Source organism: Pseudomonas sp. SWRI154, from assembly GCF_014268645.1.
Classification (GTDB): Bacteria; Pseudomonadota; Gammaproteobacteria; order Pseudomonadales; family Pseudomonadaceae; genus Aquipseudomonas; species Aquipseudomonas marvdashtae.
Genome location: NZ_JABWQW010000020.1, coordinates 81,675 through 108,577, shown reverse-complemented (window position 1 = coordinate 108,577; position 26,903 = coordinate 81,675). Strand labels below are relative to the sequence as shown.

The window sequence follows — 26,903 nt, the reverse complement described above, 5'->3', positions numbered from 1 at the left end:
ATGAAACTGGGCGGGCTAAGCCCTGTAGCGTACCGAGCTCAGTCCGCGATAGCCTAGCCAGCCAGTGTCCAGCTTTTGGGGCGCACTTCACCCGCTCAAACAGATCTGACGGGTGTACGACAGGGAGAGCCAGGTCGGCTACTAGGCCGCCTCGCGGTGGACGTTGATCTCGGCGCCCCGTTAACCACGCTGGCCGAACGCAGGCGTTGCGCAGTGGGCAACCCGGCATGGATGCCGGATTAGCCGCGCTGGGCCATGGATGGCCCTTCGCGGCGGCCCACGGAGTAATGCCGGAGTGAGGGCACACCGAGCCTAGGCGAGGTGCCGAGTGGTGGGGCAGGAGCGCTTTGGTTACTTTCGCGCTTTTCGAAAGTGACTCGCCGTAAGGGCGAAACCAAAAGTGGCCGTTACAAAAAAACGGATATACACACAGATCCTGATAGCGCTGTGTCAGCCGAAATCCCTATCACTGACCCAGCGCTATCGCGAGCAAGCTCGCTCCCACAGGGGATCATCTCCCACCGGGAGGGCTTTATTGGTCTTCGAGGCCGCGTTGTTCAATGACGCCGAACACGTCGGTAACATCCTGGATCAGGATCCGGGCGACGTTGGTGAGAGTGTTGAAATCGCTGGCGGCCGAATCGCGCAGGGTGGCGCAGGCCATGAGCGTCAGGTAATCGAGGGTCGCATGCAGGCGTTCGCTGGCGCAGGCGTGAAGCGCTGTTAGCGGGGCGGTTTTGTCAATGAACAGCACAGGTTGTGTGGTGGCGATCGGGGTTAAGGGCGTGAAGCGGTTAATCGATTGATGCGTGGTCATAGATGAAATTCCCTGTAGAAAAAGAATTGCCACCTTTTTGCTGCGAAACAAAGTGGGTGGCAGCTACGCGCGGGTTCGCAGACCGAGAATGACCAAACCCGGCAGACCCAGAGGTCTCCCACGCGCAACCGCCATAAAATGAACGCCGGCAATTTTGCCTGAGTTTTCATTTCGCGGTGCAAAGTCATTGTTCTCTGTCGGGCTGCGAAACCCCTGCCCACCGACCAAAGCCAGCAGACCCACCGAACTATAGAGCAGATTCCCAAGGCCAAAATCGACGCTGTAGGACGCACCGGCCCCCGTGGCGAGGGAGCTTGCTCCCGCTCGGGGGGCGCAGCCGCCGTAAAACCGGCAAATGCGGTAGGTCTGGAGGAAAGAGGGCCGCTTCGCAGCCCAGCGGGAGCAAGCTCCCTCGCCACGGGACGTAAAATCCTACGAGATTTTCAGAAGCAGAAATCAGGTGTTGTGATCGATATCCAACACGCTGAACGTCACTTTCCCACCTTCGCTGGTATATCCGGTGTTGTCCTGCACATACACCCCAGCCTTGAAATACAACGGCTTGTCGCGCCAGGCCGCGCCGACGGTCGTGTACCAACTGTTTCCGGCCGCGGTAATGCCCAGGTCGCCGGTCCGATCAAGATGGATCCGGTAAGAGAACGACCGGTTGAGCTTCACTCCCGTGGCGACGGTGATAACCCTGCCCTCGCTGTCATCGGGGCGCATGCGGACCTTGGCAACAATATTGCCGGTGGAACTGGAGTCGCTGTATTGGTATTCCAGCTTGACCATCGGCTTGCTGCTGTCCTTCGCATGGATCTGGCCAATCACGATCTTGCCGCTGCTGGGCACTTGATTGACGACGAGCGTTGCCCGCAGGAAGTTGTCGGCGTCTGGATAGACCCAGTTGCGCAACCTTCCGTCTCTGTAGGTCTCGCGTAATTCGCTGCGCGGGTAGATCGCGTTTTCAGTCTTGGAACCGGTGACGGGGGACCAGAAATAAACCGTGCTGCCCTCGGAATTGAAATACTTGTCCTGGAACCCGTCTATCAAGCGAGGGGTTTCGATGGTTTTCGGCGGGCTGCCTTCGGGAATGCTCAGGTTCCAGGTTGCTAGATCGACCATGTTCGGATCCTTTCTGAGAAGAAGAAATGATTTACGCCACAGCCGGAGGCTCTAAGACGCGTGTTTCGCAGACGCCACGAAGGGGTGGACGGACATTCGTGCGGCGGAGGGTTGGCGTCAGCAGACCGTCAGAGTGGCGATTGCCGTTTTTGTGCCGCAGATAACTGACCGTTAGTCGGAAACGTCAAAAAAATTACTGAACGATGGCTTTCTGACGATGCCTTGCGACGTTGAGCGCAGGGGGCGAGTCGGGGCGGGCAAGCAGCGATCCATGCTGCTGCCGAGGGGAGGGCTTACAGATTGTGATCAATATCCAGCATGCTGAAGGTGACCTTTCCGCCTTCGGTGGCATAGCCAGTGTTGTCCTGCACGTAGACACCTGCCTTGAAGTACAGCGGCTTGTTGTTCCAGGTGCTGTTGACCGTGCCACTCCACTGATAACCGGCACCGCTGATGGTCAAGAGACCTGCACGGTTGAGGTGGATAAGGTATGAGAACGGCTGGTTGAGCTTGATGCCCGTGGCAATGGTAATGACCTGGCCCGTTGCATCATCAGGGCGCATGCGCACCTTGGCGACGATGTTGCCGGTGGAGCTGTAGGTCTTGTACTGATATTCCAGCTTCACCATGGGACTGGTGCTGTCCTTGGCGTGGATCTGGCCAATCACCAACTTGCCGGTGCTGGGCACTTGGCCGACGGTCAAGGTGGCGGCCAGCTTGTTATCGGCTGCCGGATAAAGCCAATTGCGCAATGTGCCGTCGCTGTTGGTTTCGCGCAGTTCGCTGCGTGGGTAAATAGCATTGGCCGTCGTGGCGCCTGTCACAGGCGCCCAGAAAAACACGGTGCCGGTTTCAGAGTTGAAGTACTGGTTCTTGAAGCCTTGAACCAATTGGGAGGTTTGAATGGTCGCCGGTGGGGCGCCTTCGGGAATGCTCAAGTTCCAGGTTGCGAGATCAATCATGTCCAAGTCCTGCGTATCGGGATGTAAGAGGGTGTACGCCGTGTCGGGAGGCTTTAAACCGCCCTTTGAAGCGTCTCGAAACGCTGGGTAGGGGCTTTTGTTATTGACCGTGCGGCGAATGTTTGACGTCAATTGACTGCCGGGTAGGTCATTGCAGCTTTTGTGCCTAAGGAGGGTGACCGTTAGTCGGCTATTTCGGGCTTTGTCTGGATGATGGCGTGATGACACCTACTGCTTTTCAAAATCCCGGTCTAGAGTGAGATCACTGTATGTAGTCCGCTTTGTTTCCTGAGGCGGACATGGCGTCCCGATAAGAGAAGCAGCATGGAATGCGCGCAACCCCCGTTTGGCGAAGACAGCTCTGTCTTGTTGATTGTTGATGATTACCCTGAAAACCTGCTCAGCATGCGAGCGTTGTTGCAGCGCCCGGATTGGCAGGTCATGACCGCAGCCTCCGGGGTCGAGGCGTTGAACCTACTGCTTGAACATGACATCGACCTGGTACTGCTGGATGTGCAGATGCCGGACATGGACGGCTTCGAGGTGGCGCGTCTGATGCGCGGCAGCCAGCGGACGCGGCTTACGCCGATTATTTTCCTGACGGCCAATGAGCAATCCCAGGATGCCGTAATCAAGGGCTATGCCAGTGGCGCGGTGGACTATCTGTTCAAGCCGTTCGACCCGCAAATCCTCAAGCCCAAGGTCCATGCCCTGCTGGAGCACCAGCGCAATCGCCGGGCCTTGCAGCGCCTGAGCCAGGATCTGGAAGCCGCCCGGGCCTTCAACGCCTCGGTACTGGACAACGCCGCCGAAGGCATCCTGGTGGTGGATGAGAATGGGTGCATCCGTTTCGCCAACCCTTCCACGTGCCGTTTGCTCAACGCCACCGCCGACCTGTTGCAAGGGAGGGCGTTCCTGGATTTCGTGCAGAAACCCCACATTCCCGATTGGGTGGGTTCGCAGATTCATACGGCTTATCAGCGGGGCGAAACCTGGCGCCTGCACGACGCAGTGTTGCGTACCGCGCCCGGCCAGCAAGTGTCGGTAGCCTTGTCTTGCGCGCCGCTGTCGTCGGAACAAAGGGCCATGGTGGTGACGCTCCAGGACATGTCGGTGGTTCGTCACCTGCATCAGCAGCTCGAATTCCAGGCCGTTACTGACCCGCTGACCGGCTTGCTCAACCGCAGGGGGTTTTATCAGACGGCGGAAAACCTGTTGATGCGCAGCGAACGGTCGGAAAGCAACTGGGTGCTGCTGTACCTGGACCTCGACGGCTTCAAGCGCGTCAATGATTCCTTGGGACACGATGCCGGCGACCGGGTGTTGCGCTGGGTGTCGGAACAATTGAAAGCTTGCCTGCGTCCGTTCGACATCCTGGCGCGGCTGGGCGGTGACGAGTTCACGGCCTTGCTGGATCTGGAAGTGCCCGAGCAAGCAGCCAAGATTGCCGAGAAGCTCATCGAGCGCGTCTCGGTCTGCCAGCAGATCGACGGCATGGACGTGGCGCTGGGCGCCAGTATCGGTATCGCTACCTACCCGGACTGCGGCTCCAACCTGGACGGTTTGCTGCGCGCCTCGGACATCGCCATGTACGAAGCCAAGCGTGCCGGCCGTCAGCAGTATCGTTATTACGACCATGAAATGAACGGTCGAGCCCGTTCACGGTTGATGCTAGAAGAAAGCGTGCGCTCGGCAATCGAGAACCGTGACTTCAACATGGTCTATCAGCCGCAAGTCGATATCTGCGATGGACGGATTCGTGGGTTCGAAGCGCTGTTGCGCTGGCAGCACCCGAGCGTCGGCGATGTGCCTCCAGGCTTGTTCCTGCCCTTGCTGGAGGAGGCGCGACTGATCAGTCGGCTTGGCAGTTGGATTTATCATCGCAGCGCGGCCCAGCGCAAAGTCTGGGAGCGCTTTTTCGCCGATGACCTGGTGCTGGCGGTGAGCCTGAGCAGCACCCAGTTCGGCATGCCCAACCTGGTGACCGAACTACGCCAGGTTTTGGAACGCCATGCGTTGAAGTCTCGGCAATTGGAGGTCGAGGTGACCGAGGATGCGCTGATGCGCAACCCCGACGAGACCCATAAGCAGTTGCGGCTGCTGCGCCACTTGGGGGTGCGGGTCGCGCTGGACGATTTTGGTTCCGGCCCCTGCTCGCTGGCGCATCTGCGCGACTTGGAACTCGATACGCTCAAGCTGGACCGGCATTTGATCGCCCGATTGCCGGACTCGCCACGGGATGCCGCGCTGGCCGCCTCGGTGATCGATTTATGCACTCATCTAGGCTTGCGGGTGATCGCCGAGGGGGTCGAGACCCAGGCGCAATATCAGTGGCTCAAGGACCATGGCTGCGAATACGTGCAGGGCTTCCTCGTCGCGCGGCCCTTGATGGCCGAGGACACCGACGCCTTTGCGCGGCCTTTCGACTGGAGCGCGGTGCAGGCCTGAATTCGCTACACTGGCGGCCTCATTGATTGTGTTGCCGCCCGATGACCGTGCTCAAATACCTCCAGGCGTACCCCGCCGCCCTGCAAGCCCAGGTGCAACAATTGATTGCCCAGGACCGACTGGGTGATTACCTGCGCGAGCGTTATCCCGGCCGCCATCCGATCCAGAGCGACAAGGCTTTGTACGGTTATGCGCTGGACCTCAAGCAGCAGTATCTGCGTAACGCCCCGGCAATCGACAAGGTGCTGTTCGACAATCGCCTCGACCTGACTCATCGCGCACTTGGCTTGCACACGGCGGTGTCGCGAGTGCAGGGCGGCAAGCTCAAGGCCAAGAAGGAAATTCGTATTGCTTCGTTGTTCAAGGACGCGGCGCCTGAATTCCTGAAGATGATCGTGGTGCACGAATTGGCCCACTTCAAGGAGTCGGACCACAACAAGGCCTTCTATCAATTGTGCGAGCACATGCTGCCGGGCTACCACCAAGTGGAATTCGACTTGCGGGTTTACCTCACCTGGCGGGATCTGCAACAAGACAAGGAATGACCGAATGGACGTCAGCAAGACCAAGAGCAGCTTCTACCGCCGCTTGTATGTGGCGTACCTGATCGACAGCGACACGGCCAGTAACATCCCCGCCCTCACCGAGGCCACCGGCATGCCCCGGCGCACCGCCCAGGATACTGTCGCGGCGCTGGCTGACCTGGATATCACTTGTGAATTCGAGCAAGAGCAGGGCGCCCGGAACCATGCCGGGCGTTACCGGATTCGCGATTGGGGCGCCATTGATCGGCAGTGGATCGAGCGGAATCTGGATCGGATCAAGGCGGTGCTGGAGTATCCCTGAGCAATGGGGAGAATGGCAGCATTGGCGCCTTCGTGAGCTTAAGGTCGATGCATGCCGATGTGTGGAATCCCATCTTCCAGATACTCGACACCTACCGCTTCAAACCCATACCGCCCGTAATACCCTTGCAGATGCGCCTGGGCCGACAATGAGATCGACGTCCCGGGCCAGTGCCTTTCGGCCTGCTTGAGGGCCTGCTCCATCAGTATGTGTCCCAGCCCCTGACCCCGGGCGTTGGGCGCGATGACGACCCGGCCAATCACCACGTCGCTGTTCTGCGAATGGGGGTCGAGCAAGCGAAGATAGGCCACCAGGTGATTGTCCTGCCACGCCATCAGGTGGCATGTATCGCCCTCCAGATCCAGTCCGTCAACGTCCGGGTAGGCGCAGTTCTGCTCGACGATAAAGACGTCGGCGCGCAGTTTTAGAATGGCGTATAGCTGTTCCTTGTTCAGGTCACTGTGATGTTTGCAGACCCATTCGATTTCCATTTTGAATTTCCTTGAGAACTTGATGCCGATATTAGGCGCCTTGGCCTTGGATGTCTTTCTGCGGTTTGTCGGAAAATATGCGATAAAGGTCAAAATGCCATCATCGATGTGTCGCGAGCTTGTCTTCTTTGTGTAATCTTCAATCCAGCACTGTGCAGCGGCTTCGATGAGCTAACGTTAGGACCGGATATCCCCGGATATCCCTTGAGTTTCGGGCTAAAAACAAACCGGGCTTTGAACCCGTCAAGGATGTTTGGCATGCCGCGATTGCATCGAGCTCTTGCTTTGGTCGGGTTGCTGTTGCTGAGCCACAACGCCTGCGCGCAAAAGCTGCGCTTGGTCGCCGATGCCTGGCCGCCCTTTACCGACTCGACGCTGGTCAACGGTGGCTTGGCGACCGATATTGTCACCACTGCGCTGGCGCGAGCGGGGTATGCCAGCGACTTCGAGCAGGTGCCCTGGGCCCGGGCGATGCTGGGCATCAGCGAAGGACGCTACGACGTGCTGATCAACGCCTGGTACGCGGAGGAGCGCACCCATGTGGGCCAGTTCTCGGCCGAATACCTGCTCAATCGCGTGCGCTTCATCAAGCGCAAGGACGCGGACATTGACTTCGATAACCTGCAACAACTGTACGAGTTTCCCATCGCGGTGGTACGCGGTTACGCCTATTCCAAAGCGTTCGATGAGGATGGGCAGGTGCAAAAAGTCCCCGTGCACAACTTTGCGATGGCCGTTCGCATGCTAGTCGCCGACCGGGTGAAGCTGACCCTGGAAGATGAATACGTCGCTCGTTATTACCTGAGTCGTGAATCTGCCAAGGTGCGCAACGCTGTGGAATTCCTGCCCAAGCCGTTGAGCCAGAACAGCCTGCATATCCTGGTCAGCCTGAAGAACCCCGAGCACGAGCAAATCGTGGCCGGGTTTGACCGGGAGATCGCGGCGATGAAAGCCGATGGCAGTTATGAGCGACTACTGAAGGCGCACGGGATGTAGGGATTAGAGCAGCTTCGAGCTTCGAGCTTCAAGCTGCAAGCAGGGCGCCACAGCTTGACTTGCAGCTTATGGCTTGAGGCTTGAAGCTCGCCCCGTCAGGCCTTCATCAGGTGCGCTGCCAGTGTGCGCAACGGTCCCAGTTGGCGGCAGATCAACCCCAGTTGTGTCTGCACCAGCCGCTGGCCTTCGTCGATTTCATCGGGCATCTGCTCCAGCTCACTGGCGAGGGCTTCTTCTTCGTCGCTCTGGATGGCAATCGGTTGCTTGCTCGCCAGGCCCTGGGCGATTTCATCGATGCTCGTCGCCAGTTTCACGCCCGCGCCATTGATCAATTGCTCGCGAACGTCCGCTGGCAACTCGGTGCCCCGGTGGGCGCCCAACCCCGAGAGGTAGCTGAGCAGGGTGTGGGACAGCACCAGGAAGCGGAACCCCACATCGGCTTCCTTCCGGAAATGCCCTGGCTCCATCAGCATGTTCGCCAGCGTGGTTGATAGCGCCGCGTCGGCATTGTGGGCGTTGCGTCGGGCCAGGCGATAGGCCAGGTCGTCACTTTTGCCCGCCGCATACTGCTGCATGATCTGGCGCAGGTAGATGCTGTTGCAGGTCAGCGTGTTGGCCAGCACTTTGTTCAGTCGCCGACCTTGCCAGTCCGGCAGGAACAGGAACACCGCCAACCCGGCGATCAGGCTGCCAAGCAAGGTATCGAACAGCCTTGGCAGCAGCAGTCCATAGCCGTCGCCGACCTGGTTGAAGCAGAACAGCACCATGATGGTGATTGCCGCTGTCGCCAGGGTGTAGCGCGTGGTGCGGTTGGTAAAGAACACCACCCCGGCGAGGATGGCGAAACACGACTGCACCAGCGGGTTCGGGAACAGGTCGAACAGCGCCCAGGCCACCGTCAGGCCGATGGCTGTGCCGATGATCCGCTGGCCGAGCTTGCGCCGGGTGGCGCCGTAGTTGGGTTGGCAGACGAACAAGGTGGTGAGAATGATCCAATAGCCCTGGGACGGGTGGATCAGATGCACCATGGCGTAACCCACGCTCAGGGCCAGGGGCAAGCGCAGGGCATGACGGAACAGCAGCGAGGTGGGCGTCAGTTGAGTGCGCAAGCGCAGCCAGACGTCCTTGAGGTTGCGCGGCGAGCGGTCCAGCAGGCTGCTGTCGGTGGCGTCGGCCAGGGCGTCGGGGTTGCTCGCATCGCTGAGCAGGCGGTCCATGGTGCCAAGGTTTACCGACAAGGCGCGCAACGAGCGCAACAAGCCGCGCCAGGCCGGGTTGCTCTGGATGCGCAGATGCTCAAGGGACGCGTGCAGATCGTTCAAGGCTTCGGCGAAGCTGTCGTCGTAGACAAACGGCTGGCGCAGTTGGATTGACTCGGCCAGTGCCTGGCAGGCTTTGCCTTGCTGGCGCAGCAGGCGTTGGCAGCGGAACAGCACGTCACTGTGAAAAAACGCTTCGGCCAGGGCGTTGTAGGGATAGTGCGAAGAACTGGCGCGTTCGTGGATGTCCTGCGCGAGGAAGTACAACTTCAGGTAGCGGCTGACTTTCGAGCCCGGCCGGCCATTGCCGACGCGATGCAGGATGATTTCCTTGGCGTTGTTGAGCGCGGCGACCACGCGGCCGTTCTGTTGGGCCAGTTCCAGACGTCGGGCTTCGATGTCCAAGTGGCGGATCGGCTCTAGCAGCGATGACTTGAGTTTCAGGTAACGCCCCAGCTCGCGGAACAACCGTGCCAGGCTCTGCTGCACCGGCTGGTTGGAAAACAACGCATGCCACAGCACCGAGAGCAGGCCATACCATGCGGCGCCGGCCACCAGCAGCAAGGGCTCATGCCAGAAATCGGTGACCGCGCCGCCGCGTTGATCCACGCCGATCATCGTATAGACGGAAAGAATCAGGGTAGCCGAGGCAATCGCGCCATAACGTTCGCCCAGGGCGCCGAGCATGGTCAGGCCAAAAGCCGCCAGGGCCAGAGCGATGATGAACAGGATTGGGTAGGGAAACAGCAACTCCACCGACAGCGCGGCGACAGTGAAACAGACCAGCGTCACGGCCAGCGCATTGAGACGGCCCTGCCAACTGTCGTCGGTCTCGGCCAGGGCGCTGGCGATGATGCCCAGGAACAGCGGGATCAGCAGCGCCATCTGATCCAGATACCAGCACAGCCCCATGCTGCCGGTCAGGGCGATGAACACCCGCACGCTATAACTGAATTTGTCCAACGCCCAGAGGCGACGCAAGGATTGGCTAAACGAGGTCGATGACATGAAGTGCAAGGGCCTGACGGGCAATGACGCTAAATTGAGGCAGGAATGACGCCGATGCAATGGCTGCGATCACTTGCGACAGCAAAAAGTGTTCCGGGATGCAATGACGCACCTCGCCACAAAAGCAGGCTCAACATAGGTGAGGTCAGACGTACTGCGCCGCCGCATAGCCGGAAGCCCAGGCCCATTGGAAATTGAATCCGCCCAGATGGCCGGTGACGTCCAGCACTTCACCAATGAAATACAGCCCTGGGCTTTTGAGCGATTCCATGGTCTTGGACGAGACTTCCCGTGTGTCGACGCCGCCCAAGGTGACTTCGGCGGTGCGATAGCCTTCGGTGCCGGCCGGGATCACGTTCCAGCTCGCCAGTTTCTCTGCGATGTCGGCCAGTTCGGAGTGTGTGTATTGCTTCATCGGCTTGGAGACGAACCAGGTATCGGCCAGCAGGCCGGCCATTTTTTTGGTGAACAGTTCGCCCAGCAGCGTCTTGAGTTCGCTGTTAGGGCGTTCGGCCTGTTGCTGTTGCAGCCATTGCGGCACGTCGTGGTCGGGCAGCAGGTTGATTTGCACCGTGTCGCCCGGCTCCCAGAACGACGAAATCTGCAGGATCGCTGGGCCGCTCAGGCCGCGATGGGTGAACAGAATGTTCTCGCGAAAACTCTGATCGTTGCAGCTGACCAGGCAATCCACCGACGTGCCGGAAAGCTCGGTGCAGAGGGCCTTGAGCTGATCGGTGATGGTGAACGGCACCAGCCCGGCGCGAGTTGGCAGCAGCTCATGCCCAAACTGTTTCGCTACCTGATAACCGAAACCGGTGGCGCCCAGGGTTGGGATGGACAGCCCGCCGGTGGCAATCACCAGGGATTGGCAGCAGATGGTTCCAAGGGTGGTTTGCAACAAATAACCGCTTTCGGCTTTTTCGATCTGTTGGACTGAGGTGTCCAGGTGCAAGCTCACGCCGGCCTGGGCACACTCGTCCAGCAGGATCCCGAGAATGTCGCTGGATTTGTTATCGCAGAACAACTGGCCGAGTTTTTTCTCGTGGTAGGGCACGCCGTGCTTGGCCACCAGTGCGATGAAATCCCACTGGGTGTAACGGGCCAGGGCCGATTTGCAGAAGTGCGGGTTTTGCGAGAGAAAATTGCCAGGCTCGGTGTACATGTTGGTGAAATTGCAGCGCCCACCGCCCGACATGAGGATTTTCTTGCCGGCCTTGTTGGCGTGGTCCAGCAACATCACCTGCCGCCCGCGCCCGGCGGCGGTCAGCGCACACATCAACCCTGCGGCGCCAGCGCCAATGATCACGACTTCGGTAGAGCGCAAAACGGTGTCCTCTAAATGTCTGGGGTCTGGCAGGAGTTTGCTCTTGTGGCGAGGGAGCTTGCTCCCGCTCGAGCGCGAAGCGGTCGCAAAACCAACGAACGCGAACTGTCTGAAGAACCGCGTTTATAGCTTTTAGGGCTGCTGCGCAGCCCAGCGGGAGCAAGCTCCCTCGCCACAGGGTGAATCAACGGCAATCAGAGAATCCGCACCCGCAACGAGCGGCCCTTGATCTTGCCGTCATTCAGCCGCTGCAGCGCCTGTTTGGCGATGCCGCGCTCCACGGCCACATAGGCCTGGAAATCGAAAATCGCGATCTTGCCGACCTGGGCGCCGGGGATTCCGGCATCGCCGGTCAGGGCGCCGAGGATGTCGCCGGGGCGGACTTTGTCCTTGCGTCCGGCGCCGATGCACAGGGTGCTCATGGCCGGCAGCAGCGGACCGCCGCCCTGGGACTTGAGGTTGTCCAGTTGGTCCCAGCTCAGCGGCGATTTCTGCAACTGCTCGATGGCCTGGGCGCGATGGGCTTCAGACGGCGCCACCAGACTGATGGCGATGCCTTTCTCCCCGGCGCGGCCGGTGCGGCCGACGCGGTGGATGTGGATTTCCGAATCCCGGGCCAGTTCGACGTTGATCACCATGTCCAGCGCGTCGATGTCCAGGCCGCGCGCGGCCACGTCGGTGGCGACCAGCACCGAGGTGCTGCGGTTGGCGAACATCGCCAGCACCTGGTCACGGTCGCGCTGTTCCAGGTCGCCGTGCAGGCCGACGGCGGAGATGCCCTTGGACGTCAAATGGTCAACGGTCTCCTGGACCTGCTGCTTGGTGAAGCAGAAGGCCACGCAGGAGGCCGGGCGGAAATGCGCGAGCACCTTGACCACCGCGTCCATGCGCTCCTCGGGGGAGATCTCGTAGAAGCGCTGCTCGATCTGCGCGTCGGAGTGGAACGCCTCGGCCTTCACTTGCTGCGGGTTGCGCATGAACTTGGACGACAGTTGCTTGATCCCCACCGGATAAGTGGCGGAAAACAGCAGGGTCTGGCGACGCTCCGGGGTCTGCTGGATGATGTCTTCGATGGCGTCGTAGAAACCCATATCGAGCATGCGGTCGGCTTCGTCGAGGATCAGCGTGTTCAAGCCATCGAGCACCAGCGAGCCCTTGCGCAGGTGCTGCTGGATACGCCCCGGCGTGCCGACGATGATGTGGGCGCCGTGCTCGAGGGAGGCGATCTGCGGGCCGAAGGAGACGCCGCCGCACAAGGTCAGGACCTTGATGTTGTCTTCGGCGCGGGCCAGGCGACGGATTTCCTTGGCGACTTGGTCGGCCAGCTCGCGGGTTGGGCACATCACCAATGCCTGGCAGCCGAAGAAGCGTGGGTTGATCGGGTTCAGCAGGCCGATGCCGAAGGCCGCGGTCTTGCCGCTGCCGGTCTTGGCCTGGGCGATCAGGTCCATGCCCTTGAGAATCACCGGCAAGCTTTGCGCCTGGATCGGCGTCATCTGGGCATAACCGAGTGATTCGAGGTTAGCCAGCATGGCGGCGGACAGCGGCAAAGTATTAAAAGCGGTGGCAATGGTGGTCACGGGACTGGCCTGCAAAACAAAATGTCGCGCAGTGTAGCAGCCTCGTGCCACTTTCTTCGAACGTTCTGGACGAGCTGCGGCGCAGTTCCGAAGCGGACAGATTTCCCTGTGGCGAGGGAGCTTGCTCCCGCTGGGGTGCGAAGCGCCCCCAAACCGACACCACGGTGTACCTGAAGGATCGCATCGCCTGGTTTGCGACTGCTGCGCAGCCGAGCGGGAGCAAGCTCCCTCGCCACAAAAGCGACCTGGCTTTATCGAAGCTAGTGCTCGATATGCTCATCCGGCCGCTTCACCCGCCGTCCGTCTTCCCGTGACAACTGGGAAAAAATCGTTGCCGCCAGCATTGCCATGATTCCCACTGTCACGAATGTCAGTTGGAACGCACCCAATACCGTATCCACGCCATCGTTGCCGACCTGGGCGGTGAAACCGCCGAGCAGGGCGCCGGCGCATGCCACGCCGAGGCTCAGCGAGAGTTGCGCTACCACCGACAACAGGCTGTTGCCGCTGCTGGCGCTGGCGTCGTCGAGGTCGATCAAGGTCACGGTGTTCATCGCGGTGAATTGTAGCGAGTTGATTGCTCCCAGCACCGCCAGTTGCGCCAGCAGCAGCCAGTACGGCGTCTGTTCGCTGACCAGGCCCATGCTCGCCAGCATCACGCCCAGGGCCACGGTGTTGCCGGTCAGGACGATGCGATAGCCCAGGCGTTCGATCAAAGGCCGGGCGACGGACTTGGCGACCATGGCCGCCGCCGCGAGAGGCAGCATGCTCATCCCGGCCTGGGACGGCGAATAGCCCAGCGCTACTTGCAACAGCAGGGGCACGAGGAACGGCAGGGCGCCGCTGCCCAGGCGCGCGAACAGGTTGCCGAGAATGCCCACGGCGAAGGTCCGGGTCTTGAACAGTGACGGTGGGAACAACGCGTTCTCGACATGCCCGGCCCGCAACCAGTACGCCGCCAGGCAGGCCATGCCGCCGAACAGCAGGAGCATGACCCGCAGGTGCGGCAAGTGCAGTTCCCCCAGGCCTTCCATGGCGATGGTGATCAACACCATTGCCGCGCCAAACAACAGGAACCCCAGCCCATCGAAACGTGTGCGCTCGCTGCCACGCAGGTCGGGGATGAATTTCCACACGGCGTAACAGCCGATCACGCCCACTGGCAGGTTGATGATGAAAATCCAGTGCCAGGTCAGGTATTCGACCATCCAGCCACCCATGGTTGGGCCGATCAGCGGGCCGAGCAGGCCGGGGATGGTGATAAAGCCCATGATCCGCACCAGCTCCGAGCGTGGATATGCCCGCAACACCACCAGCCTGCCCACCGGTAGCATCAGTGCACCGCCCAGGCCTTGGACGATCCGGGCGCCGATCAGCATGCTCAATGAGTTCGACAAGGCGCACAGCAGCGAGCCGAAGCTGAACAACAGGATCGCCCCGAAGAAAATCTTCTTGGTGCCGAAACGGTCGGCGATCCAGCCTGAGGCCGGAATCAGCAATGCCACGGTGAGCATGTAGGCAATGATCACGCCCTGCATGCGCAGCGGGTTTTCCGCCAGGTCGCTGGCCATGGCGGGCAGGGCGGTGTTGAGGATGGTCCCGTCCAGGGACTGCATGAAGAAAGCGATTGCCACGACCCACGGAAGCCAGCGGGCGGTGACGGCGTCGAGTGGGGCGCGGTTGGGCATGGGACCTCTTGTATGGAAAGTGAACAATTACCAGTGGTGAGGGGATCTTGGAAAAAATGAACAGCTACCCGTGGCAAGGACGCTCTTGTGGCGAGGGAGCTTGCTCCCGCTGGGGGGCGAAGCACGCCCAAAACCGGCCAACACGGTGTGCCTGAAAGATCGCGTCGCCAGAATTACGACTGCTTCGCAGCCGAGCGGGAGCAAGCTCCCTCGCCACAGGAGGATGAAGCCACCTTCTTACTGCTACAGCGTCAACGTCAACCGCTTCACCAACGCCCCCGGCAACAACATCGAGGCCGTGGCCCGCTGGCTGTAGGTGCTGGCCGAGAGCAGAAGTTCCCGTTCTCGGGTCAGGGCCTCCAGTTGCGAACCGAGCAGGCTGTAGACGCTGTCGTCGAAACGCATGGTGCTCACAGGTGCCTGGATCTGGCCGTTCTCGACCCAGAACGTCGCGAAACGGGTCATGCCGGTCAGGCGCGCCGCCGGTTGGTCCGAGTAGTTCAGGTACCAGAGGTTGCTGATGTACAGGCCAGTGCCAAGCTCCTCGAGAATGTGCCGTTGCTCCAGATGACCTTCTTGCATCTCAAGCGCCGTGGGGTATTCGTAACTGCTGGCGCCGTTGGCGGTGAGGCCGTATTCGGCGGCGCTGCGGGAATTGACCAACTGGGCATTGGCCGTGCCCTTGGCAATCAGCGCCAGGTCATCGCGTGGATAGCCTTCGTCGGAAAATGCCGGACTCAAGGAGCCGCTGACCTGCTCCGTCAGCCACACGTTGGGGCTGAAGTTGGCTTCGTTGGCATAGAACTTCTGCAGCGGGCTTTGCTTGCTGGCAATTGCCCGCGCCGAGAACCCACCCCAACTGAGCATGCCCATGATTTCCTCCAGCGCAGCCGGCGCCAGGTAGGCGCGGTACTCGCCAGGCGGCAGCGCGCGCAGTGGCCGGCCGAGAAATGCCAGTTGTTCGCGGGCTTGCTCGAAGCGCCGGGCAAATTCCTCACTGCTCCATGCGTGCCCGGCATAGCTTGCCTTTACGGCCTGGCCGTTTTCATGAAACAAGCTGAAGTCGAAATTGAAGCTGTTGGCCTGGTGCCAGCCAAACGCTCCCGAGGAACTGGCGAAGCCACGGCTGATGGGGCCGGCGGCGTAAAAACCGACCAGGTCCAGGCCTTCGGCGGCGTGGGTGATTTCTGCGACGGCCTGTGCGGTCTCGGGCAGCGGATGATCCTGCACATTGTTGCTCTGCCAGTGATTGTGATTGAGCAGCAGGTAGGGATCGGCTGGCAGCAGCGGCAAGGTGTCGCGCAATTGTTGCAAGCCTTCGGCCAAGCGTTGCAGGTCCGTCTCGGTGTCGCCGGACAAAGTGATCTGCAAGTCGGCATGACGGCCGTCGTTGATCAACTTGAGACTGACGTTGGCCTGCTGTACCTGTCCGGCCTGGCGAACCTTGGCGTGGTTGAAACGCACGAAAGCCGAGGATTCGGCGGCATAGCCCAGGGTGAATTGTTCAGCGCCGTGCAATGCATTGCGCAACCAATCGACCAACGCCTTGAACGCCCCTGACTCATTAGTGATCGTACTCATCAGGCGTCTCCTCCAAACACATCGACATTGCTGAACACACAGGCCGGCGACGCGTGGCCGACGCGGATCACCTGGTTCGGCTCGCCCTTGCCACAGTTTGGCGTGCCCAGGACTTGCGATGTGCTGGCATCGCCCACCGCCTTCAGGCTCCTCCAGAATTGCGCGGAAATGCCTCGGTAGTTGGGGTTCTTCACCACGCCCTTGAGCTCGCCGTTCTCGATCAATTGGCCCCATTCGCAGCCGAACTGGAATTTGTTGCGAGCGTCGTCGATCGACCAGGAGCGGTTGGTGCGCATCAGCACACCGTGCTCGATGCCCTGAATCAATTGCTCCTGGGTCTGGTCGCCGGGCTCGATGTTCAGGTTCGCCATGCGGTCGATGGGCGGACGATTCCAACCGCAGGCGCGGCTGTTGGCGACACCGTCGAGGCCGGCGCGAAACTGCGACAACGCTCCTCCCAAGGGACGCAGCAACAGGCCTTCTCGAATCAGGAACTGCTTGCTCGCGGCGGTGCCGTCGTCGTCATGGCTGTAACTGGCCAGTTCTTCGGGAATGTCCGGGTCGAAGGTCACGTTCAGCAGATTGGAGCCGTATTGCAGCTGTCCAAAATCGCTGGTCTTGACGAAGCTGGTGCCGGCGTAATTGCGCTCGTCCCCCAGGATGCGGTCCAGTTCCAGCGGATGACCGATGGACTCGTGGATCTGCAGCATCATCTGGTCGGGCATCAGCAGCAGGTCGCGCGTCCCTTGCGGGGTGTTCGGCGCCATCAGCAGCTGCAGCGCCTGGTCGGCGATTTTCGGGCCGGCACCGATCAGGCCGCAGCGACGGATGACATCGAAGCCGCCTTGCTGGCCGAAGTTCTCGCGGCCCAGGGTTCGGGTCTGGCTGTCTTGCCCGTCGAAAGCGGTGACGTCCAAAGCCGGGTAAATGAAACGCTGGGCCTGGCGCAGTTCGGCGCCGGCACTGTTGAGGTAGATCTGTTCGACCTGGGTCAGGCCAATGCTCACTTGCCAGTTCACCAGGCGCTCGTCCGTCGGCACTGCAGCCGACTCGTCGCCGAGCAACTGGTAGCAATCGCCCAGTGGAAGGAAGGCTTGGTCGAAATGAGGAGAGAAATAATCGGCGCGGTCGCTGGACACCGGTTGCTCGCGCAAGTCGAGCAAGGCGTGGGGCTTGAGCCGGCGGGCCTGTTGCTCGGCCCGTTCCAGCGCCGCTTGCAGGCCGGCCTGGGACAAATCGTTGGTGGCCGCATAAGCCTCGACGCCGTTGACTCGCACGGTGAGCATTGCGCCTTCGTCGCGACTCAGGCTGGGCGGTTCGGCGACATTCTTGCGCACCGACAGGTGCTGGCCGGACTCGCGGACATAACGCAAGGAGAAGAACTCGGCGCCCGTGCGCAACGCAGCAAACCGCTGCTTGAGCTGGGGATGAAAATCGAACATGAAACCTCCTTGTCTGGAGTGGCGGTGCAGCGAGGTGCGGCGCGTTGACGCGGCGGCTCTAGATTAGGCCTGGGGCGGGGAGGGATCAAGGTGAATGGGGATTTGCGGTGTCAGGTTGGATGCCATCGCGAGCCTGCTCGCGATGGCGGTCCTGGGTCTTACTGGGCGCTAGCCGTTACTTCACGCAATGGCTTGCCGCGCACCGGCGCATCGCCGGCCACATAGTATGGTGCGGTGCTGCGTGGCAGGGGCTGGCGACCACGGATCTTGTCGGCGATTTTCTCGGCCATCATGATCGTCGGCGCGTTCAGGTTGCCGGTGGTGATGATCGGCATGATCGAAGCATCGACTACTCGCAATCCCTGCATGCCATGCACACGGCCTTCGCTGTCCACCACTGCCATGTCGTCGGTGCCCATCTTGCACGAGCAGGACGGATGGAACGCGGTTTCGGCGTGTTCGCGGATGAACTGGTCCAGTTGCTCGTCCGTCTGCACTTCGATGCCCGGGCTGATCTCGCGACCACGGAACGGGTCGAGCGCCGGTTGCTGCATGATCTCGCGGGTCAGGCGGATGCCATCGCGAAACTCCTGCCAGTCCTGCTCGGTGGCCATGTAGTTGAACAGGATGCTCGGGTGCTGGCGCGGGTCCTTGGACTTGGCCTGGATCCGACCACGGCTTGGCGAACGCATGGAGCCCATGTGCGCCTGGAAACCGTGTTCTTTCACGCCGTTGCTGCCGTTGTAGTTAATCGCTACCGGGAGGAAGTGATACTGGATGTTCGGCCATTCGAAGTCCGGGCGCGTGCGGATGAAACCACCGGCCTCGAACTGGTTGCTGGCGCCGATGCCGGTGCCGTTGAACAGCCACTCGGCGCCGATGGCCGGCTGGTTGTACCAGAGCAGCGACGGGTACAGCGAGACCGGTTGGGTGCAGGCGTATTGCAGGTACAGCTCCAAGTGATCCTGGAGGTTTTCGCCGACGCCCGGCAGGTCGTGGACCACCGGGATGTCGAGGCTTTCCAGCAATTTTGCCGGGCCGACGCCGGAGCGCTGCAGGATCTGCGGCGAGGCGATGGCGCCGGAGCACAGCAGCACTTCCCTGCGCGCCCGGGCTTCGACGCGCTCTTCAGCGGCGCCCACCAGATAACGGACGCCTACGGCGCGCTTGCCTTCGAACACGATTTTGTCGGTCAAGGCATGGGTGACGATGGTCAGCGTGGAGCGCTTCTTGGCGATGTCCAGGTAACCGCGCGCAGTGCTGGCGCGACGACCGTTGGGCGTGACGGTACGGTCCATCGGGCCGAAACCTTCCTGCTGGTAGCCGTTGAGGTCTTCGGTACGTGGGTAACCGGCTTGCACGCCGGCTTCGACCATGGCGTGGAACAGCGGGTTATTGCCGGGCTTGGGCGTGGTCACGCTGACCGGGCCGTCGCCACCGTGGTAGTCATTCGGGCCGATGTCCCGAGTCTCCGCTTTTCTGAAGTAGGGCAGGCAGTCCAGGTAAGTCCAGTCTTCCAGGCCCGGCAGCTTGGCCCAGTTGTCATAGTCCAGGGCGTTGCCGCGGATGTAGCACATGCCGTTGATCAGCGAAGAACCACCCAGGCCCTTGCCGCGACCGCACTCCATGCGGCGACCGTTCATGTGCGGCTCCGGATCGGTCTCGTAGGCCCAGTTGTAGCGGCGGCCCTGCAGCGGGAACGCCAGGGCGGCGGGCATTTGCGTGCGGAAGTCGAGGCGATAATCCGGGCCGCCGGCTTCGAGCAGCAGGACGCTGACGCCTTCGTCTTCGGTCAGGCGGGTCGCCAGGGTGTTACCGGCCGAGCCGGCACCGATGATGATGTAATCGAATTCTTGGGACATGAAATGTACCCTCTTCTGGAATTGGGTTCAGGTCGCGGTTGTCGAGATGCCATATCTTCCGTGGCGAGGGAGCTTGCTCCCGCTCGGCTGCGCAGCAGTCGTAAAACAGGGCGACCATGTTCTGTCTGGAGAACCGTGGGGCCTGAAGTGGGGCCGCTTCGCGGCCCAGCGGGAGCAAGCTCCCTCGCCACAAAAGCCCTCACTCCAGATCCCGAGTCAGATCAGAACACCGACGTGTAATCGCCCATTTCGACCTGTACCGATTTGATGCGCGTGAAGTTGTTCAGCGAGCTGATGCCGTTCTCCCGGCCCACGCCAGATTGCTTGTAGCCACCGACCGGCATCTGCGCCGCCGATTCGCCCCAGGCGTTGATCCAGCAAATGCCGGCTTCGAGCTGGTGGATCACGCGGTGGGCGCGGTTCAGGTCGCGGGTCACGACGCCGGCGGCGAGGCCGAAGTCGGTGTCGTTGGCGCGGCGGATCACTTCTTCTTCGCTGTCATAGGTGAGGATGCTCATCACCGGACCGAAGATTTCTTCGCGCACGATGGTCATCTCATCGGTGCAGTCGGTGAATACGGTCGGCGCGACGAATGCGCCCTTGGCAAGGTCGCCATCGGTCAAGCGACCGCCGCCGCACAGCAAGCGCGCGCCTTCGGCTTTGCCCTTCTCGATGTAGCCCAGCACGCTTTCCATATGGGCGAAGCTCACCAGCGGGCCGAAATTGGTGTTTTCGTCCTCCGGGTCACCGATGCGGATGCGCGCCACGCGCTCGGCGATCTTGGCTTCGAACGCAGCCTTCAGGTGACGAGGTACGAATACCCGGGTGCCGTTGGTGCAGACCTGGCCGGAACTGTAGAAGTTGGCCATCATCGCGGTGTCGGCGGCGCGATCCAGGTCGGCGTCGTCGAAGATGATCAGCGGCGACTTGCCGCCCAACTCCATGGTCACGTCCTTGAGCGAAGAGCTGGAGGCGCTGGCCATGACTTTCTTACCGGTGTCGGTGCCGCCGGTGAAAGAGATTTTCTCGATGCGCGGGTGCTCGGTCAGCCAGGTGCCGACTTCGCGGCCGCTGCCGGTGAGTACGTTGAACACGCCTGCTGGAACCCCGGCTTCGGTGTAGATCTCGGCCAGTTTCAGGGTGGTCAGGGAGGTGACTTCGCTTGGCTTGAAAATCATGGCGTTGCCGGCGGCCAGGGCCGGTGCGGATTTCCACAGGGCGATCTGGATCGGGTAGTTCCACGCGCCGATACCGGCGACCACGCCCAGGGGCTCGCGACGGGTGTAGACGAACGACGTGGCGCGTAGCGGAACCTGCTCGCCTTCGATGGCAGGCACCAGCCCAGCGTAGTATTCCAGCACGTCGGCGCCGGTGACGATATCGACGTATTTGGTTTCGGAGAAGGACTTACCAGTGTCCAGGGTTTCCAGGGCCGCCAGCTCATCGTTGCGCTCGCGCAGGATGTCCACGGCGCGGCGCAGGATGCGCGAACGCTGCATGGCGGTCATCGCCGCCCAGACTTTCTGGCCCTTTTCGGCGCTGACCACGGCGCGCTCGACGTCCTCGAAGGTCGCGCGCTGCACCAGGGCGAGTACTTCACCGTTGGCCGGGTTGATGGCTTCGAAAGTGGCGTCGCCGCTGGCATCGCTGTACGCGCCATCGATGTAGAGTTTTTGCAGTTCGAAACGGGCCATAAAGTCCTCGCAAGTGCATAAGTGGTTGGCTTGACCACCGAGCGTGTCGTTTATAGCTGACTACGCGGTTCGGTGGCGGTTCAGGAGTCGAGCCGTTCTGCGTGCTCTGGTTCCCCTGCCTTGGCCAGTTGGAAATCCATGTATTCGTAAGCGATCTGGTGTGCCTGAGCGGTATCGAACGCGTCTCCCGACAGCGCCCCGCGCAGCCACAACCCGTCAATCAGAGCGGCCAGGCCCCGTGCCGCGCTGCGTGCCTGGTCAACGGGCAACACGCGGCGGAACTGGCAACACAAGTTGGAATACAGACGGTGATCGTTGATCCGCTGCAACCTGTGCAATGACGGGTGGTGCATGCTGGTGGCCCAGAAGGCCAGCCAGGTTTTCATTGCCGGGCCATTCACCTGGCTGGCGTCGAAGTTGCCTTCGATGATCACCTTCAGGTGAGCTCGCGGGCTCGAGTCCGTCAGCGCTTGACGCCGTGCGGTGACGTTCTCGCTCAAGACACTCATCAGGTACTGGGCCGTGGCCGCGATCAGGCCATTCTTGTCCTGAAAGTAGTGACTGATGATGCCGTTCGAAACACCGGCTAAACGGGCGATCAGCGCAATGCTGGCGTCCCCCATTCCGACCTGATCGACGGCCTGCAAAGTGGCTTCGATCAATTGCTGGCGGCGGATGGGTTGCATACCGACCTTGGGCATTTGAAACATCTCCTTAGGCCATCGGGCGCACGAGTGTGGTCCGCCTTCATGTGGGCCAGTCTATTTTGTTTTGATTGAACGTTCAATCAACAAAGAATAAGCTCTGCGACAATTCGTCGCGATTTACCGAAATTTCCTACGCGTAAATGGCGCAGAAACGAGACATCAAGGGCCCCCAGACCCGCGCATGGCGGGGGCGAGGGCTTTCCGGGTGTCTTTATAACACCCGCCGGTCGGCTGCCACCTCACCGATTGGCCGGGTATCGCGTTGCCTTGTCCTTGTCTCGCACTGCCTGGAGCACCCGTGCAATGAGTTCTGCCTCTCTAATAAAAACCCCGCCGCAGAAGGTGACGGTCAACGGTTGGGTGTTCTATACCTCCACCGCGCTGACCCTGCTGCTGACGGCCATTCTGATCATTGCCCCCCAGGAGGCCGGCCGTTTGCTCGGCATTGCCCAGGCGTGGTTGTCCCGCAGCTTCGGCTGGTACTACATGGTGGTCATCGCCGCCTATCTGGTGTTTGTGGTCGGCCTGGCGTTTTCCTCCTACGGCAAGCTCAAGCTGGGCACCAAGGACGATACGCCGGACTTCAGCTATGGCGCCTGGGCCGGGATGTTGTTTTCGTCGGGCATCGGTATCTCGTTGCTGTACTTCGGTGCATCCGAGCCGCTGGATCACTTTTTCAACCCGCCCGAAGGCGTGGCCGGCAGTCAGCAGGCTGCGCGACAGGCGGTGCAGTTGACGTTTTTGCATTGGGGCCTGCACGGCTGGGCGATCTACGCCTTGGTGGGCCTGGCCGTGGCGTATTTCGCCTATCGTCACAACCAGCCGTTGGCGCTGCGTTCGGCGCTGTATCCGCTGGTGGGGGAGCGCTGGGTCAAGGGTGCGGCCGGCCATGCGGTGGACGGTTTCGGCATGTTCGTAACATTGCTGGGGCTGGTGACGAACCTGGGGATCGGCTCGTTGCAGGTGGCGTCCGGGCTGGAGAACCTATTCGGCATTGAGCACAGCAACACCAACCTGCTGATCGTCATCATTGTGATGAGCACCGTGGCAACCATCGCGGCCGTGTCCGGGGTTGAAAACGGCATCCGCCGGCTGTCCAACCTGAACATCGTGCTGTTCAGCGGCCTACTGATTTTCGTGCTGCTGTTCGGTCCGACCCTGCATTTGCTCAACGGCTTCGTGCAAAACATCGGTGACTACCTCAACGGCGTGGTGCTCAAGACCTTCGACCTGTACGTCTACGCGGACGACAGCGCCAAGTCCGGCCGTTGGATGGGGCTGTGGACGCTGTTCTATTGGGCGTGGTGGATTTCCTGGGCACCGTTTGTCGGCATGTTCATCGCCCGTATCTCCCGCGGGCGCACCGTGCGCGAACTGGTGGCGGGCGTGTTGCTGATTCCGCTGGGCTTTACCTTGGCCTGGTTGTCGATTTTCGGTAACTCGGCGCTGGACCTGGTGATGAATCACGGGGCCGTGGAGCTGGGGAAAACCGCGCTGGCGCAGCCGTCGATGTCGATCTATCAATTGCTTGAGTTTTATCCGGCGTCGAAGGTTGTGATCGGTGTGTCGATCTTCGTCGGGTTCGTGTTGTTCCTGACCCCGGCGGACTCAGGCGCGGTAATGATGGCGAACCTTTCGTGCAAGGGCGGCAATGTGGACGAAGACGCGCCGCATTGGCTGAGGATCTTCTGGTCAGTGGTGATCACGCTGGTGACCATCGGCCTGCTGTTTGCCGGCAACTTTGAAGCGATGCAAACCATGGTCGTGCTGGCCGGATTGCCGTTCTCGGTGGTGTTGGTGTGCTTCATGTTCGGGCTGCACAAAGCCATGCGCGAGGATGTGCGGGTTGAGCAGGAGCGGGCGGAGTTGGCGGGGTTGGGTCGGGTCTACAGCTGACCCCATTGTTCTTGCATATACAAAAACGCCGCGATCATCTCGCGGCGTTTTGGTGTGCGTGGGCTTGCTTAGCCCAGGTTCTTGCCGAGCAGCGCGTGGTACAGCTCGCTGTCGCCCAGGATGCCGACGACTTTCTGGTTATCGTGGAGCACCAGTTTGTTGCCGGTCTGGTAGCGGATTTGCAACGCGTCGCGCATGCCAATGTTGGAGTCCACCAGGGTCGGACGGCGGCCGAGGCCTTCGACGGCTTGGCCCGGTGCCCAGTTTTGCAGGTCCAGGGCCGCGCCGTTCTGCCGGGCGCCCTTGATGGTGTTGCCTTCGGCCAGGTCCAGCCAGGAATCGCCGCCCGGGTCCAGGCACACCGATCCGTTGATGCGCTTGCAGTTATCCAGCGTGCGCATCAGGCTGCGACCGCACAGTACGTTGAGCGGGTTGGTATGGGCGACGAACGTACGCACATAGTCGTCCGCCGGGTTCAACACGATCTGTTCCGGCTTGCTGTACTGGATGATCCGGCCGTCTTTCATGATCGCGATACGGCTGCCCAGCTTCAGGGCTTCGTCCAGGTCATGGCTGACGAACACGATGGTCTTGCTCAATTTGCGTTGCAGCTCCAGCAGTTCGTCTTGCAGGCCTTGGCGAATCAGCGGGTCGAGGGCCGAGAAGGGTTCGTCCATCAGCAGAATATCGGCGTCCATCGCCAGGGCGCGGGCCAGGCCGACCCGTTGCTGCATGCCGCCGGACAGCTCGTCGGGCTTCTTGTTGCGCCACTGGGTCAGGCCGACCAACTCCAGCTTTTCATCCACCAGCTTCTTGCGTTCCTTCTCCGGTCGGCCCTGCATTTCCAGGCCGAAGCTGATGTTCTCGCGCACCGTCAGCCAAGGCATCAGGGCGAATTTCTGGAACACCATGGCGATGCGCTTGGTGCGCATCATCTTCAACTCGGCGGGGGTGCAGGAGGCGATGTCGATCTGTCGGCCTTCATGCTCGACGAACAGCTTGCCGCGACTCACTGTGTTCAAACCGTTGATGCAGCGCAACAGGCTGGACTTGCCTGAACCGGACAGGCCCATCAGTACGCAGATCTCGCCTTTTTCGATGTCCAGGGTGGCTTTTTCCACACCGACGATTTGCCCTGTCTTCTTCAGGATTTCGTTGCGAGTCATGCCCTTGTCGAGCAGCTTGAGGGCTTCGCGTGGATCTTTGGAGAAGATCACGTCGACCTCTTCGAAGCGGATTATGCTCATGCGTCACCCCCTACTTTGGCGTCGGGTTGTTTGCAGATTCGGTCGAGCATGATCGCCAGCAATACGATCGCCAGGCCGGCTTCGAAGCCCAGGGCGATATCAGCGGTGTTCAGTGCGTTGACCACGGGTTTGCCCAGGCCATCGGCACCCACCAGCGCGGCGATCACCACCATCGACAACGACAGCATGATGCACTGGGTGATACCGGCGGCGATGCTCGGCATCGCATGGGGCAGTTCGATGCGCGACAGGAGCTGGCGACGGGAGCAGCCGAAGGCTTTGCCGGCGTCCATCAGTTCGTCCGGCACGTCGCGGATGCCCAGGTAGGTCAGGCGGATGGGCGCGGCAATCGCGAACACCACCGTGGAGATCAGGCCCGGGACCACACCCAGACCGAAGAGGGTCAGGGTAGGAATGAGGTAGACGAAGGTCGGTACGGTCTGCATCAGATCGAGCACCGGACGCATCATGGTGTAGAACATCGGCTTGTGCGCAGCAACGATGCCCAGCGGCACGCCGATCAGTACGCAAACCAGGGTCGCGAACAGCACCTGGGCGAGAGTTTCCATGGTCTCCTGCCAGTAACCCAGGTTGAGGATCAGCAGGAAGGAGGCGACGACAAAAACGGTCAGGCCCCATTTGCGCTGGATGAAATGCGCCAGCAAGGCGATGAGGCCGATCAGGGCCAGGGGGTTGAACCAGGTCAGCGCAAACGTCACGCCGTGAATCATCGTTTCCAGGAACAGCGCGATTGCGTCGAAGGTGTTGGCGCCGTTTTGCGTCAACCATTCGACAAAGCCCGCGATGTACTGGCCCAAGGGTATTTTCTGATCAATAAGCATGGTAGTGAACGTCCGCATGCAAGGGAATAAACAGCCCGGGCGAGCGAACCCGCCCGGCATAACATGAGCAGTTACTGTGCGAGCTTGGCTTTCACGGCCTCCAGGCCAGGTTTACCGTCAATGGTGGTCACGCCAGCGAGCCAGGTATCGAGCACCTGTGGGTTTTTCTTCAGCCACGCCTTGGCGGCGGCTTCAGGCTTCATCTTGTCGTCCAGCACGTTGCCCATCAGCGTGCTTTCCATGTCCAGGGTGAAGACCAGGTTTTTCAGCAGTTGGCCGACGTTGCCGCATTCCTGTACGTAGCCTTTGCGCGTGTTGGTGTAGATGGTTGCCTGGCCGAAGTTCGGCCCGAAGAAATCATCGCCACCGGTGAGGTATTTCATCTTGAAACGGGTGTTCATCGGGTGCGGTTCCCAGCCCAGGAACACCACGGCGGTGTTACGGCGCTGGGCGCGATCGACCTGCGATAGCATGCCGGCTTCGCTGGATTCGACGACCTTGAAGCCAGCGTCCTTGAGACCGAAGGCGTTCTTGTCGATCATGCTCTGGATCAAGCGGTTGCCGTCGTTGCCCGGCTCGATGCCGTAGATCTTGCCGTCCAGTTCCTTCTTGAACTTGGCGATGTCGGCGAAATCCTTCAAACCCTTTTCATACAGTTCTTCGGGAACGGCCAGGGTGTACTTGGCGTTCTCCAGGTTGGCGCGCACCGTTTCCACGGTACCGGCTTCGCGGTAGGCCTTGATGTCGTTTTCCATGGTCGGCATCCAGTTGCCGAGGAACACGTCCATGTTCTTGCCGTCGGCCAGGGATTTGTAGGTCACCGGTACGGAGATCATCGTGGTCTTGGTCTTGTAGCCGAGGGCGTCGAGGACGACGCTGGTGGTGGCGGTGGTCACGGTGATGTCGGTCCAGCCGACATCGGAGAAGTTGACGGTGCTGCATTGTGCGGGTTCTGCAGCGTTGGCCAGCATTGGAAGACTCAGCATGGCGGCCAACAACAACGGCGTGGAACCTTTCATGGGTGGACTCCTGGTGTTTTATCGGCAGTGTCCGGTCGGGACAACCGCGCTTTTTTGCTTTTTTTAAGT

At 60.9% G+C, this 26,903-nt stretch carries 21 protein-coding genes; 5 read left to right on the top strand and 16 right to left on the bottom strand.

Annotated elements, in window-relative coordinates; translation table 11 throughout:
* Positions 1–532: 532 nt before the first annotated feature.
* The 3 genes from HU806_RS18160 to HU806_RS18150 form a co-directional block, all read right to left on the bottom strand.
* A complete protein-coding gene (locus HU806_RS18160) occupies positions 533–817 on the bottom strand; it encodes a fructose-bisphosphate aldolase (protein WP_186612989.1) in 285 nt (94 codons plus the stop codon).
* 456 nt (positions 818–1,273) lie between these two features.
* Complete coding sequence (locus tag HU806_RS18155) at positions 1,274–1,942, bottom strand: polysaccharide lyase family 7 protein (RefSeq protein ID WP_186612987.1); 669 nt, start codon at positions 1,940–1,942, stop codon at positions 1,274–1,276.
* A gap of 293 nt (positions 1,943–2,235) precedes the next feature.
* Entirely contained in the window at positions 2,236–2,904 is a 669-nt protein-coding gene (locus HU806_RS18150; RefSeq protein WP_186612985.1) for a polysaccharide lyase family 7 protein, read from the bottom strand.
* A gap of 324 nt (positions 2,905–3,228) precedes the next feature.
* Here HU806_RS18150 and HU806_RS18145 point away from each other — a divergent pair, with 324 nt between their 5' ends.
* From HU806_RS18145 to HU806_RS18135, 3 genes are read left to right on the top strand one after another with little or no spacing between them, the layout of a single operon-like run.
* Positions 3,229–5,352: a putative bifunctional diguanylate cyclase/phosphodiesterase gene (locus tag HU806_RS18145; RefSeq protein ID WP_186612984.1), complete on the top strand. Its 2,124-nt coding sequence runs from the start codon at positions 3,229–3,231 to the stop codon at positions 5,350–5,352.
* A gap of 41 nt (positions 5,353–5,393) precedes the next feature.
* Positions 5,394–5,897: a M48 metallopeptidase family protein gene (locus HU806_RS18140; RefSeq protein ID WP_186612981.1), complete on the top strand. Its 504-nt coding sequence runs from the start codon at positions 5,394–5,396 to the stop codon at positions 5,895–5,897.
* A 4-nt stretch (positions 5,898–5,901) separates the two neighbouring features.
* A complete protein-coding gene (locus HU806_RS18135; RefSeq protein ID WP_186612979.1) occupies positions 5,902–6,198 on the top strand; it encodes a winged helix-turn-helix domain-containing protein in 297 nt (98 codons plus the stop codon).
* 38 nt (positions 6,199–6,236) lie between these two features.
* On the opposite strand, the gene HU806_RS18130 is transcribed toward HU806_RS18135, so the two are convergent.
* Positions 6,237–6,689: a GNAT family N-acetyltransferase gene (locus HU806_RS18130; protein ID WP_186612977.1), complete on the bottom strand. Its 453-nt coding sequence runs from the start codon at positions 6,687–6,689 to the stop codon at positions 6,237–6,239.
* 258 nt (positions 6,690–6,947) lie between these two features.
* Here HU806_RS18130 and HU806_RS18125 point away from each other — a divergent pair, with 258 nt between their 5' ends.
* On the top strand, positions 6,948–7,685 hold the full coding sequence (locus HU806_RS18125) for a substrate-binding periplasmic protein (RefSeq protein WP_186612975.1): 738 nt from the start codon (positions 6,948–6,950) through the stop codon (positions 7,683–7,685).
* 95 nt (positions 7,686–7,780) lie between these two features.
* On the opposite strand, the gene yccS is transcribed toward HU806_RS18125, so the two are convergent.
* The 9 genes from yccS to betI form a co-directional block, all read right to left on the bottom strand.
* A complete protein-coding gene (gene yccS / locus HU806_RS18120; protein WP_186612973.1) occupies positions 7,781–9,952 on the bottom strand; it encodes a YccS family putative transporter in 2,172 nt (723 codons plus the stop codon).
* Between the two features lie 145 nt (positions 9,953–10,097).
* Positions 10,098–11,276, bottom strand: a complete 1,179-nt coding sequence (locus HU806_RS18115) for a BaiN/RdsA family NAD(P)/FAD-dependent oxidoreductase (protein WP_186612971.1) — start codon at positions 11,274–11,276, stop codon at positions 10,098–10,100.
* Between the two features lie 194 nt (positions 11,277–11,470).
* Positions 11,471–12,808: an ATP-dependent RNA helicase DbpA gene (gene dbpA, locus HU806_RS18110; RefSeq protein WP_238340361.1), complete on the bottom strand. Its 1,338-nt coding sequence runs from the start codon at positions 12,806–12,808 to the stop codon at positions 11,471–11,473.
* Positions 12,809–13,116: 308 nt separating this feature from the next.
* A complete protein-coding gene (locus HU806_RS18105) occupies positions 13,117–14,544 on the bottom strand; it encodes a multidrug transporter subunit MdtD (protein ID WP_186612969.1) in 1,428 nt (475 codons plus the stop codon).
* Positions 14,545–14,787: 243 nt separating this feature from the next.
* Positions 14,788–16,125, bottom strand: a complete 1,338-nt coding sequence (locus HU806_RS18100) for a TldD/PmbA family protein (RefSeq protein ID WP_186612967.1) — start codon at positions 16,123–16,125, stop codon at positions 14,788–14,790.
* Entirely contained in the window at positions 16,125–17,567 is a 1,443-nt protein-coding gene (locus HU806_RS18095) for a TldD/PmbA family protein (protein ID WP_186612965.1), read from the bottom strand. Before HU806_RS18095 ends, HU806_RS18100 begins: the two co-directional genes overlap by 1 nt.
* Before the next feature lie 158 nt (positions 17,568–17,725).
* The gene (gene betA / locus HU806_RS18090) at positions 17,726–19,429 is read right to left on the bottom strand and encodes a choline dehydrogenase (protein WP_186612963.1); all 1,704 of its coding nucleotides are present in this window, start codon (positions 19,427–19,429) and stop codon (positions 17,726–17,728) included.
* A gap of 221 nt (positions 19,430–19,650) precedes the next feature.
* Positions 19,651–21,123 carry a betaine-aldehyde dehydrogenase gene (betB, locus tag HU806_RS18085; RefSeq protein ID WP_186612961.1) on the bottom strand — a complete coding sequence of 491 codons (1,473 nt, stop codon included), beginning with the start codon at positions 21,121–21,123 and terminating at the stop codon, positions 19,651–19,653.
* Positions 21,124–21,203: 80 nt separating this feature from the next.
* A complete protein-coding gene (gene betI / locus HU806_RS18080; RefSeq protein WP_186612959.1) occupies positions 21,204–21,824 on the bottom strand; it encodes a transcriptional regulator BetI in 621 nt (206 codons plus the stop codon).
* 366 nt (positions 21,825–22,190) lie between these two features.
* Between betI and HU806_RS18075 the strand changes: the two genes are divergently transcribed.
* The gene (locus HU806_RS18075; RefSeq protein ID WP_346657183.1) at positions 22,191–23,726 is read left to right on the top strand and encodes a BCCT family transporter; all 1,536 of its coding nucleotides are present in this window, start codon (positions 22,191–22,193) and stop codon (positions 23,724–23,726) included.
* Positions 23,727–23,794: 68 nt separating this feature from the next.
* On the opposite strand, the gene choV is transcribed toward HU806_RS18075, so the two are convergent.
* The 3 genes from choV to HU806_RS18060 all read right to left on the bottom strand — a co-directional run bounded on the left by choV (position 23,795) and on the right by HU806_RS18060 (position 26,834).
* Positions 23,795–24,973 (bottom strand): choline ABC transporter ATP-binding protein, encoded by a 1,179-nt coding sequence (gene choV / locus HU806_RS18070; protein ID WP_186612957.1) that lies wholly within the window; start codon positions 24,971–24,973, stop codon positions 23,795–23,797.
* Positions 24,970–25,815 (bottom strand): choline ABC transporter permease subunit, encoded by an 846-nt coding sequence (gene choW / locus HU806_RS18065; RefSeq protein WP_186612955.1) that lies wholly within the window; start codon positions 25,813–25,815, stop codon positions 24,970–24,972. Before choW ends, choV begins: the two co-directional genes overlap by 4 nt.
* A gap of 71 nt (positions 25,816–25,886) precedes the next feature.
* Positions 25,887–26,834, bottom strand: a complete 948-nt coding sequence (locus HU806_RS18060; RefSeq protein ID WP_186612953.1) for a choline ABC transporter substrate-binding protein — start codon at positions 26,832–26,834, stop codon at positions 25,887–25,889.
* Positions 26,835–26,903 lie beyond the last annotated feature (69 nt).

Bases quoted from the DNA above. Each gene is read 5' to 3' on its own strand.
- HU806_RS18160 (WP_186612989.1), bottom strand. From the start codon at position 817: ATGACCACGCATCAATCGATTAACCGCTTCACGCCCTTAACCCCGATC.
- HU806_RS18155 (WP_186612987.1), bottom strand. From the start codon at position 1,942: ATGGTCGATCTAGCAACCTGGAACCTGAGCATTCCCGAAGGCAGCCCG.
- HU806_RS18150 (WP_186612985.1), bottom strand. From the start codon at position 2,904: ATGATTGATCTCGCAACCTGGAACTTGAGCATTCCCGAAGGCGCCCCA.
- HU806_RS18145 (WP_186612984.1), top strand. From the start codon at position 3,229: ATGGAATGCGCGCAACCCCCGTTTGGCGAAGACAGCTCTGTCTTGTTG.
- HU806_RS18140 (WP_186612981.1), top strand. From the start codon at position 5,394: ATGACCGTGCTCAAATACCTCCAGGCGTACCCCGCCGCCCTGCAAGCC.
- HU806_RS18135 (WP_186612979.1), top strand. From the start codon at position 5,902: ATGGACGTCAGCAAGACCAAGAGCAGCTTCTACCGCCGCTTGTATGTG.
- HU806_RS18130 (WP_186612977.1), bottom strand. From the start codon at position 6,689: ATGGAAATCGAATGGGTCTGCAAACATCACAGTGACCTGAACAAGGAA.
- HU806_RS18125 (WP_186612975.1), top strand. From the start codon at position 6,948: ATGCCGCGATTGCATCGAGCTCTTGCTTTGGTCGGGTTGCTGTTGCTG.
- yccS (WP_186612973.1), bottom strand. From the start codon at position 9,952: ATGTCATCGACCTCGTTTAGCCAATCCTTGCGTCGCCTCTGGGCGTTG.
- dbpA (WP_238340361.1), bottom strand. From the start codon at position 12,808: ATGCTGGCTAACCTCGAATCACTCGGTTATGCCCAGATGACGCCGATC.
- HU806_RS18105 (WP_186612969.1), bottom strand. From the start codon at position 14,544: ATGCCCAACCGCGCCCCACTCGACGCCGTCACCGCCCGCTGGCTTCCG.
- HU806_RS18100 (WP_186612967.1), bottom strand. From the start codon at position 16,125: ATGAGTACGATCACTAATGAGTCAGGGGCGTTCAAGGCGTTGGTCGAT.
- HU806_RS18095 (WP_186612965.1), bottom strand. From the start codon at position 17,567: ATGTTCGATTTTCATCCCCAGCTCAAGCAGCGGTTTGCTGCGTTGCGC.
- betA (WP_186612963.1), bottom strand. From the start codon at position 19,429: ATGTCCCAAGAATTCGATTACATCATCATCGGTGCCGGCTCGGCCGGT.
- betB (WP_186612961.1), bottom strand. From the start codon at position 21,123: ATGGCCCGTTTCGAACTGCAAAAACTCTACATCGATGGCGCGTACAGC.
- betI (WP_186612959.1), bottom strand. From the start codon at position 21,824: ATGCCCAAGGTCGGTATGCAACCCATCCGCCGCCAGCAATTGATCGAA.
- choV (WP_186612957.1), bottom strand. From the start codon at position 24,973: ATGAGCATAATCCGCTTCGAAGAGGTCGACGTGATCTTCTCCAAAGAT.
- choW (WP_186612955.1), bottom strand. From the start codon at position 25,815: ATGCTTATTGATCAGAAAATACCCTTGGGCCAGTACATCGCGGGCTTT.
- HU806_RS18060 (WP_186612953.1), bottom strand. From the start codon at position 26,834: ATGAAAGGTTCCACGCCGTTGTTGTTGGCCGCCATGCTGAGTCTTCCA.